The organism is Vibrio sp. 10N.261.46.A3, from assembly GCF_041472995.1.
GTDB classification, from domain to species: Bacteria; Pseudomonadota; Gammaproteobacteria; order Enterobacterales; family Vibrionaceae; genus Vibrio; species Vibrio coralliirubri.
This window is the reverse complement of record NZ_JBFRRH010000140.1, coordinates 1-4,102: the sequence shown is the minus strand read 5'-3', so window position 1 is coordinate 4,102 and position 4,102 is coordinate 1. Positions and strand designations below refer to the sequence as shown.

The window sequence follows — 4,102 nt, the reverse complement described above, 5'->3', positions numbered from 1 at the left end:
TTAAGAATGAAAATGCGATACTAGCTCAGTTGGTAGAGCGCAACCTTGCCAAGGTTGAGGTCATCGGTTCGAACCCGATGTATCGCTCCAAATTTTGTAATGTTGATTCATTTCGACATTAAGATGGTGTTTTACTTTTCAGTAATCGGCATCGCAATAAAGAATTGCGTGCCCTGGTGGTGGAATTGGTAGACACAAGGGATTTAAAATCCCTCGACGTTCGCGTTGTGCCGGTTCAAGTCCGGCCCGGGGCACCATCTATTTGATTATTACCTCGCTTGGTATTAATCAAAAGAGTTGTTCTCTTAAAACACTATTGAAGGCGCCTTGGCAGAGTGGCTATGCAGCGGATTGCAAATCCGTGGACCTCGGTTCGACTCCGGGAGGCGCCTCCATCATTCAGAAAAAACCAGTCCTAGTGACTGGTTTTTTCGTTTCTGGCTTTACCATCTTTGAGTTCAGCATTTCTTCTCTCAAGCAATCGTCCTCCCAATTCCCATCTTTTCATAACTAGGTTAGTTTCAAACAACTCACCGATTCCGTTGTCGTTGATAAATCAATAAATCAATAAATAAATCAAAATCACAATTAAACATAATGCTCAATTTGTTTCATCGTTTTTTGGGATAACCCTAATTAAAACATGGCTACGGGTGATAGTGTTCCTCTTTAAATTTCTTTAATTATTCGATAAGAGGTTCTTAATATGCAATTTAGTCTAAAGAGGAAGATGGTTTTCTCTGTAGTTTTGGCGATTGCAGTGACATCTGCCATCCTTCTTTTCATGGGTTACAAAACTTTTCAAAGTAACAGTTGGCAAGCGATAGAAAGCGAAAGCCGCAACACGCTGCATGCACATGCAAAAGGGATCAGTGATTGGTTCCATGACAAGAAACAAGCAGTACACGGGCTTAAGCAGCAAGTTCAACTAAACCCATCATTAGATATTGTTCCTCATTTGCGTCAAACCCTTGTATCTGGTGGCTTTGGATTGAGTTATTACGGTAATAAAGAGGGGGAGATGTTCCGCCATGACCCTTCGCTAAATAAAGCAGGCTACGACCCAAGAGTTCGAGGTTGGTACAAAGAGACTTTAGCTCAGAATAAAGCCGTCACAACAAAGCCATACGTTAGCGTCACGATGCAAGCGTTAGTAGTAACACTCACCGATCCTGTAACCGAGAATGGTTCAATTATTGGCGTGGTGGCATCTAACCTAGCATTGGATAAACTGATCGAAGATGTACTGGCTATCGAAGTTCCAGGAAACGGTCGCGCGATTTTGATTGATAAGCAAGGGACCGTCGTTGCTCACCAGAACAAAGAATCGATTCTTAAACAAGTTAATGAGATTGCACCCGAACTTAGTGTTTCTGGTTTGAACAGCGCTGCGCAGAATCTAACTACGATCTTTACTCACGTTGATGGTAATGAACGAGTGATCATGGCGGAGCCAATCAAAGGCACCGACTGGCTCCTTGTTATTGAAATGGATAAAGAGGTATTGGAGCAACCACTGTTTGATATGTTGATAAGCCAAATCACAACAGGTTTGATTGTATTGATCGTGATGGCGGCTGCAACGTCTTGGTTTGTCGCTCGACAGCTGGTGGAGTTAGGACGAGTAAGTGAAGCGCTCGCAGATATCGCAGAAGGGGAAGGTGACTTAACTCAGCGTCTTCAAGTATCAAGCAATGACGAAGTCGGGCAACTGGCCGATAAGTTCAATGTGTTTGTAGACCGACTTCATGGAATGATGACCAATGTCACTCAAGTCTCAACGGCAATGAACAATGGTGCAGAGCACGCGAATAGCAGCGCATTAAAACGCAGTGATAGCGTAAGCAGGCAGCAAGACGAAATCACTATGGTTGCAACGGCAGTGACTGAAATGGCGACAGCGACATCTGAAATTGCCGCTAACGCTGACAACACAGCCAAAAGTGCAACTCACTCGGTTGAATTGAGCGAGCAAGGCTTCCAACAGATGGCCAAGAGTCAATCATCGATCAACGAGCTAGCAACGGAGTTAACAAGCGCCGTGTCTATCATCAGTGAACTTGAAGAACACGGTCAACAAATCGCTTCTATCTTAGCGACAATTCGTGAAATAGCTGAACAAACTAACTTGCTTGCGTTAAATGCTGCAATTGAAGCGGCGAGGGCTGGTGAGCAAGGGCGTGGCTTTGCGGTGGTTGCCGACGAGGTTCGCGTACTTTCACAACGTACGCACGCATCTACAGAAGAAATCGAAGACAAGATCAAGCGCTTACAACAAGCAACTAATGGTGCTGTTAAGGTGATGACACAAAGTCATGACATGGCAAAGACAAGCGTACATGACGTGGATATGGCCGGAGAAAGCTTGGCTCAGATCCGAGAAGCGATTCAGATGATCAGCGATATGGCGACTCAAATTGCGTCTGCTGCTGAAGAACAGTCATTGGTTACAGCGGAAATTAATGCCAATACAGAGTCGGTGCGTGAAGTGAGTGACGTTATGGCGCTCGACGCGACAGATGCTGTCTCACAAGCTGATCAGCTCAGCCACTTAGCTAATGATCTTAAGCAGGAATTGTCTCGATTCAAGCTTTAATCGATAAACAACCAGTAATATAGGTTAGAAATTAAAGAGCACAGGCTGTAATAAACCTGTGCTCTTTCTTTATTGGATTGAACGTATGTTTAATGCTTATCAAAGAAATCTTTGTTACGGATATACTTGCTCATCAAGTGGTAAGAGAAAGGTCTTATCAACCAACTAAAGATAGAGCGACCGAGGCGGATTAAGGTTGGGGTGTTCTCATAGATTCGTCCGTTATAAAGCCAAAGCACTTTGCCTACATGCCAATAGACTAAGGGTACCGGTGGCATGAAGGTCACGATGTCGATGTCACAGCAAATTCGGTAGGTCTTCTTACTCATGCGATAGTGCTTTCGAAAGCTCCAGTCACCAATGGCGGGTTGGCCAAAGGTCACTATTCGCTTAATACAGCCAGGGTACTTTTGATCAAAGTAATCAGCGAAGACACAACCGATAGCGCCTCCGGAAGAGTGGCCAGTAATAGACACTCTTTTGCCTTGTTCGATGAGAGGAGTGAGCGTGGCTTCCAAGCGTTCAATAACGGTTAAACCAAGCTTATCTTCATTACGACTTGGCTGGCTCTCTTGAAACATTAGATGGTAGAAGCCTGCATGCACACGATAATTGAGTCCAATTCTCTTGCAGCTCCTTGTCCATAGAGCAAAGGTCAGTAGCCAATCTGAGATACTGTGCGATCCTTTGATAACCACAACCACTTCATCTTTGTCGCTGCTCCACAACACTCTAATCATGGTTTTACCAAACTGGTTCTTGATGATGCGTTGTCCATTAGGGTCAAAACCATAGCGAGTCTGCTTAAAAACTCTAGGGTAGGCGAGGTTACAAAGAACGGCATAGCGCTCATATTGATATCGTTTTAGTGGTTTCACATGTTTACTTCTTAATAAGAGTTACTTCAAACTCTAATCGTTGAATGTGAAAAGCACATGAAAACGCCATTTGCTTGGTTTAAAACAATAAAATCACCGCATTGAATTGGTATTTGAATCAATGATTGTCTGTGAGTTGCCCGTTTAAATCAAAAATCCAAGTATAAGAACCGTACAAGCTGCACTAAATTTATTCTTTTGAGTTCGATAATTAATCACTTGAATTAAAAGATAAAATTTATTGTTGACGAATTTTTTCCTTCCGTTAAAGTACACCTCGTTCTCACGGCTTAGGCCGCTGAGAGATGGTGTTTTACTTTTCAGTAATCAGCATCGCAAGATTGCGTTGCCCTGGTGGTGGAATTGGTAGACACAAGGGATTTAAAATCCCTCGGCGTTCGCGCTGTGCCGGTTCAAGTCCGGCCCGGGGCACCATCTATCTAGCTTCTACTTTTTGAGTAGAGTGATGAACAAAGAGTTGTTCTCTTTAATAACTATTAAAGGCGCCTTGGCAGAGTGGCTATGCAGCGGATTGCAAATCCGTGGACCTCGGTTCGACTCCGGGAGGCGCCTCCATTCTTTCTCTTAGTTTGATAAGTTAAGAGATGTTAAGAATGAAAATGCGATA

General features: G+C 43.7%; 2 protein-coding genes and 5 tRNA genes. 6 read left to right on the top strand and 1 reads right to left on the bottom strand.

The window, feature by feature from the left end; genetic code table 11:
• Nucleotides 1–14 precede the first annotated feature (14 nt).
• The 4 genes from AB4484_RS24865 (at nucleotide 15) to AB4484_RS24850 (ending at nucleotide 2,596) form a co-directional block, all read left to right on the top strand.
• A tRNA-Gly gene (locus tag AB4484_RS24865) sits at nucleotides 15–90 on the top strand.
• Nucleotides 91–170: 80 nt separating this feature from the next.
• A tRNA-Leu gene (locus AB4484_RS24860) sits at nucleotides 171–257 on the top strand.
• A gap of 64 nt (nucleotides 258–321) precedes the next feature.
• Nucleotides 322–395: transfer RNA gene (locus AB4484_RS24855), tRNA-Cys, on the top strand.
• Nucleotides 396–730: 335 nt separating this feature from the next.
• The gene (locus AB4484_RS24850) at nucleotides 731–2,596 is read left to right on the top strand and encodes a methyl-accepting chemotaxis protein (protein ID WP_059018379.1); all 1,866 of its coding nucleotides are present in this window, start codon (nucleotides 731–733) and stop codon (nucleotides 2,594–2,596) included.
• Nucleotides 2,597–2,685: 89 nt separating this feature from the next.
• Here AB4484_RS24850 and AB4484_RS24845 read toward each other — a convergent pair whose 3' ends face one another.
• On the bottom strand, nucleotides 2,686–3,474 hold the full coding sequence (locus tag AB4484_RS24845; protein WP_248400778.1) for a lipase family protein: 789 nt from the start codon (nucleotides 3,472–3,474) through the stop codon (nucleotides 2,686–2,688).
• 348 nt (nucleotides 3,475–3,822) lie between these two features.
• Between AB4484_RS24845 and AB4484_RS24840 the strand changes: the two genes are divergently transcribed.
• A tRNA-Leu gene (locus tag AB4484_RS24840) sits at nucleotides 3,823–3,909 on the top strand.
• A gap of 67 nt (nucleotides 3,910–3,976) precedes the next feature.
• Nucleotides 3,977–4,050: transfer RNA gene (locus AB4484_RS24835), tRNA-Cys, on the top strand.
• Nucleotides 4,051–4,102: the final 52 nt, after the last annotated feature.

Excerpts from the sequence above, each read along its gene's own strand:
- AB4484_RS24850 (WP_059018379.1), top strand. The coding sequence starts at position 731 with ATGGTTTTCTCTGTAGTTTTGGCGATTGCAGTGACATCTGCCATCCTT.